The following is a 4,509-nucleotide window of genomic DNA, read 5'->3' on the forward strand; positions in this document are numbered from 1 at the left end:
TTTCCATCATGCACCGACAGACGCGCGTTTTTCGCGATCCTGACGGACTGACAAGCCATGCCGTGATTGAGTTCGCGGCGTCGGTTCATAAGCCGCTGGCATAGGCCGGGCATTCCTCAAAATCACACCTGAAGAACGTCCGGCGCGCCCGGCGAAGGAGATAATATGGCAGACGGCGAACAGCTTGGCCGGACCTTGCTCATCAAACTCGGCGACGGAGCATCGCCGGAAGTCTTTACCAATCTCTGCGGCCTCAAGGATCGCAGCTTCGACCTTTCGGCCAACACGGTCGACACCACGAAGCCCAGCTGCACCAATCCGGGCGGCCCGGTTCAGAAGACCAGCCGCCCCGGCATCACCAGCCGCACCTTCTCTGGTTCCGGCACGTTCGTGTCCAGCGCGATCATGAAGACCTTCATGGTGCATGTGAACGACGCGACGGTCTTCAACGCGCAGGTCGTCGTGCCTGGGCTCGGCACCTATGCCGGTTCGTTCATGGTCTCGAGCTTCACGCTCGACGGCGACATGGAGAACGACCTGCAGTTCAACGGTACGTTTGAGGCTGCCGGCGCACTGACGTTCACGGCCGAGGCGTAAGATCATGGCTAAAGAGGAGAAAAAGACCGTGGCTGCGACTGTCGAAAAACCCTTCCCGCTGGTCGTTAACGGTGCCCGCGGCGAGGTTGCCCTGTGGATCGGCGATGAGCCTTTGGTCATCGCCGCCACCATGCTCGGCCTGTCCGCGGTGTCCACGCGGTTGGACTGCAAGAGCTTCCAGGACCTGTTCGTCCGGCTGTCTGGCGTCGAGGTTGCGGCAACTGTCGCAGCAATCGAACTGATGACTGTCAGAGGTGATCGCTTGGCCGCGATCGAAAAGCTGCATCTGAAGCATTTTTCGGCATGTGCGGCGGCATTCTCCACTGCGTTAGCGCATCATTTCGATGAGGGCGACGAGGGAAACGTGGAGGCCGTCGAAAAGGCGGCCTAAAGAGAAAAGAAGCAGCGTTCCCTTGGCGCGATTGGCTGCGCATCGGCCTTGGCGGACTGCAATGGCGGCCAGCCGATTTCTGGGATGCCACGCTCACCGAGTTCTTCCAAGCCATCAACGGTCGGAATGAAGCAAACGGTGCGGAAGACAAGCCTGCTGCGCCATCCAAGGGTGAGATGGCGGCGCTTATGGCGCGGTATGGTTAGTCACGCCTTCAACGCGCAACTGCTCGTCATAGGAAATGTAGTCGTTTTGACGGCACCAGTCGCGCAAGCGCTTTGCTTCCCCCAGCGCACTGCTTAGCAATGAGTTTCGGCACTTGAGGTAGTCTTCGCTGTTGGACCTTTCCACTTCAGCGCTGGCTGGGCTCTCACTCACCACCTTTGCTTGGGCTCCCTGTTGCGTGGCGGCAAAATCCCTCCACGCGTACCGTGCACCGCCTGCGATGATCACTACGCATGCTGCGGCGACCAGTGCCTTCAGCCACACATCCATTTCAGCACCTCAAAGCCCGCCTCGCGCGGGCTTCATCATTTTAGGATGAACCTGCCTTGGCTGACAACTCCACCGACGACATGATTATCGCCATTGGCGTTGACTTGGCGACGATCCGGCGTGGGCTGAAAAAGCTCGAGCAGGAAGTCGGTACGTCAACCGGGCGCGTGCAGAAGCAGTTTGAGACCGTCGGCCGCGGCATCGACAATGCCATGACTACGGCGATGCAGAACCGTATCAACGCCTTGGTCGGTGTCCGCACGAAAGGCGCGAAGGAATGGACCGGTGCGCTCGCCGACCAGGGCAAAGAACTTGAGCGCCTGCGCGCCAAGTACAGCCCGCTCTTTGCGACGATAAATAACTACAAAGCGGCTCAGGCTGATATCCGCCGCGCTCATGCTGTCGGCGCGATCTCTGCCAACGAGATGACGTCGGCCCTCTCGCAGCAGCGTCAGGAAGCCCTGAAATCGATCGCGACCATCAAAGCGCGCAATTCGGCACTTTCTGATACGCCAGCCATGCATGGCGCCCGCGGCTTTCAGACCGCCAACATCGCTGCGCAATTTCAGGACATTGCTGTCACATCCGCAATGGGGATGAGCCCGCTGCAGATTGCTTTGCAGCAGGGCACGCAGTTATCCGCCGTGCTCGGGACAATGGGGAGCGGCAAGCAGGTAATTGCTGGTCTCGGTGCGGCGTTCGCGTCTCTGGTTAGCCCAGTGTCGCTGGTTACCATAGGTCTGATCGCTGGTGGTGCTGCGCTCGCGCAGTACATCACTAGTGCGGGCAACGTTAAAACAGCCGACGAGGCCATCAAAAGCCACGCGGATACCATTGCCTCGATCAAAGATGCCTATGGTGTGGCGGCGGAAGGTCTTGGCGATTACGTTAAAGTAAGCCAAGCAGAAGCTGCGGCCGCGGCCCGTGAGAACCTTAAGGTTCAGCAGGACGTAGCCCAGGCTGCTACTGCCCAATTCAGCAAGATGATGGGCGTTCTTCAAGCCCGTACTGGCGGTGCGTCAGACGTTGCCACCAGGTTCCGACCATTCGCAGATGCCATTCGCGACTTCCGCAAGAGCGTTGCGGAGGGAGCGCCGGACTTTCTGAGACTGCGGACACAGATCGAGGCTATTGTCGCGACCGACCCGGACGGGCTTCGCACGCTCGGTGACGAGCTATTAAACAATTCGCGAGCCGCCGCAGACGCTGACCGCCGTGTCCGCTCCGCCAAAGACGTTATCGCCGGTCTCGGAAAGATTGCACTCGATCAGACATCTGGTGTCTCAGCTCTAACTGACGCTCTAAAAGAGCTCGCCGACATAGCTGTTCCCGCCATGAGCGCCGCTGAACGCGCGCTCGCCGCGTACCGCAAAGCTATGGGCTCGGCTGAAGGCCCGGAACAGCGCCGCGCCGCTGCTAAAGCCTACGACGATGCGCGCCGCAGGATCGATGACGCCAATCCGACAATCAACAATGCCGATGGCAAGCGCGTCGCAGTTCCGGTTCCTGGCGACAAACCGTCACCTCTGGACGGCGACGGCAAGGAGCTCAAGAAGCAGGAGACTGCCGCCCAGAAAGCTGCCAACGCTTACCGCGACCTGATCAAGTCGGCAAACGACCGCATCGGCCAGTTGCAGCTCGAAGTCGAGATCACCGGGCAATACGGCGTGGCAACGGATGCGGCGCGCTTCCGGCTGGAGCTGTTGCAGCAGGCCGAGGACAAAGGCCGCTCACTCAATCCAAAGCAGCGAACGGAGATTGAGCAGAAGGTAGCGCTGTACGAGAAATACTCGCAAGCGCTGGCCGAGACCAAACTCCAGCAGGACCTGATGAATCAGGCCCGGTTCTCATCGCTGTCCAAGCAGGACCAGCAGGTCGTCACGACGCTACGCCAGTATGGTTTGTCTGAGGACCTGAACGGCAAGAACGCGCAAGCAATCCGGCAGTCGCTGCAGGGTCAGGAGATCTCCGACGGCTTCAAGTCGTTTGCGATGCAGTTCTCTACGGGGCTCATCTCGGAAGGGAAGAGTCTCGGCGAAGCATTTGGCGATGCAGTAAAAACTGCAGCCGCCAGTGCGATGCAGAAGTCGCTGGAAAGCCTGTTTTCGCAAATTGGTAATGCCCTCGCTTCCGCGCTGATGCCGAAGTTGGGTGGTGGTGCGTCACCGTTTACTGCAACGACCACGCTGGGAGACCTTCTTGGTGCAGGCGCAGCCCCGGTAGGCGCAGTTACGCGGTCCGCGCTGCCTGCTTTGCCTACCGGTGATATCGCTTCTTACATTTCCCAGTCCGCAACCGCGCGCGGAATTGATCCAGCCGTTGCGCTGAAGGTCGCAAGGTCCGAAGGCGGATTGGATAGCTGGAATCTCCAATCGAATTACGTGAAGAACGGCGTTCGAGAACCCTCCTTCGGCCCGTTCCAGCTGTACAAGGGCGGCGGCCTTGGAAACGCGTTCATGGCTAAGACTGGCCTTGACCCCGCTCTTGCAGCGAACGGCCCGGCCGGGGTTGATTTCGCCCTGGATCACGCCGCCAAGAACGGCTGGGGCGCCTGGTACGGCGCCGCTAAGGCGGGCGTCGGAGACTTTGAAGGCATCGGCCAAGCGGCAAAATCGATCCAAGGTCTTGGGACCGTCGCCGGAGAAGCCACCAAAGGCCTCGGCGGCCTAAATGGCGGCCTTCAGGCCATCGCGCAGAACTTCGGGGCGGCAGGCGGTGGCATCAACCTCGGTGGTCTGTTCTCCTCGTCCTTCAAGCCCAACACGACGCTGTCGAATTTCATCAACGGGATTCCCGGTTTTGATGGCGGCGGCCACACGGGCGCAGGCACCAGAACGGGTGGCCTAGATGGCAAGGGCGGATTTCTCGCCCTCATGCATCCGCGCGAGACCGTCACGGATCACACCAAGATCAATGCCCCTCGCGCGCCGCGCCTTAATCCCTCGGGTGGCCCTCGCGTCGTTCGCAACGAATCCGCACTAACGGTGCAGATCCAAGGCGCGAATGGTGATGACCATGTCCGCATG

General features: G+C 60.2%; 4 protein-coding genes and 1 pseudogene. 4 read left to right on the forward strand and 1 reads right to left on the reverse strand.

The window, feature by feature from the left end; translation table 11 throughout:
- Nucleotides 1–165: 165 nt before the first annotated feature.
- The 3 genes and pseudogenes from ACOZKU_RS17650 to ACOZKU_RS17660 all read left to right on the forward strand — a co-directional run.
- The gene (locus ACOZKU_RS17650) at nucleotides 166–597 is read left to right on the forward strand and encodes a phage tail tube protein (RefSeq protein WP_421579969.1); all 432 of its coding nucleotides are present in this window, start codon (nucleotides 166–168) and stop codon (nucleotides 595–597) included.
- 4 nt (nucleotides 598–601) lie between these two features.
- Nucleotides 602–988 (forward strand): hypothetical protein, encoded by a 387-nt coding sequence (locus ACOZKU_RS17655; protein WP_421579970.1) that lies wholly within the window; start codon nucleotides 602–604, stop codon nucleotides 986–988.
- A gap of 29 nt (nucleotides 989–1,017) precedes the next feature.
- Nucleotides 1,018–1,194 (forward strand): annotated as a pseudogene (locus ACOZKU_RS17660) (phage tail assembly chaperone); the annotation flags it as partial.
- On the opposite strand, the gene ACOZKU_RS17665 reads toward ACOZKU_RS17660, so the two are convergent.
- Entirely contained in the window at nucleotides 1,175–1,483 is a 309-nt protein-coding gene (locus ACOZKU_RS17665) for a hypothetical protein (protein ID WP_421579971.1), read from the reverse strand. The pseudogene ACOZKU_RS17660 and the gene ACOZKU_RS17665 overlap by 20 nt on opposite strands.
- Before the next feature lie 56 nt (nucleotides 1,484–1,539).
- Here ACOZKU_RS17665 and ACOZKU_RS17670 point away from each other — a divergent pair.
- A partial coding sequence (locus ACOZKU_RS17670; protein ID WP_421579972.1) for a phage tail length tape measure family protein occupies nucleotides 1,540–4,509 on the forward strand: 2,970 nt, incomplete at its 3' end.

The sequence above is a fragment of the Shinella sp. M31 genome (assembly GCF_049199205.1).
Lineage (GTDB): Bacteria > Pseudomonadota > Alphaproteobacteria > Rhizobiales > Rhizobiaceae > Shinella.

Bases quoted from the DNA above. Each gene is read 5' to 3' on its own strand.
- ACOZKU_RS17655 (WP_421579970.1), top strand. From the start codon at position 602: ATGGCTAAAGAGGAGAAAAAGACCGTGGCTGCGACTGTCGAAAAACCC.
- ACOZKU_RS17665 (WP_421579971.1), bottom strand. From the start codon at position 1,483: ATGGATGTGTGGCTGAAGGCACTGGTCGCCGCAGCATGCGTAGTGATC.
- ACOZKU_RS17650 (WP_421579969.1), top strand. From the start codon at position 166: ATGGCAGACGGCGAACAGCTTGGCCGGACCTTGCTCATCAAACTCGGC.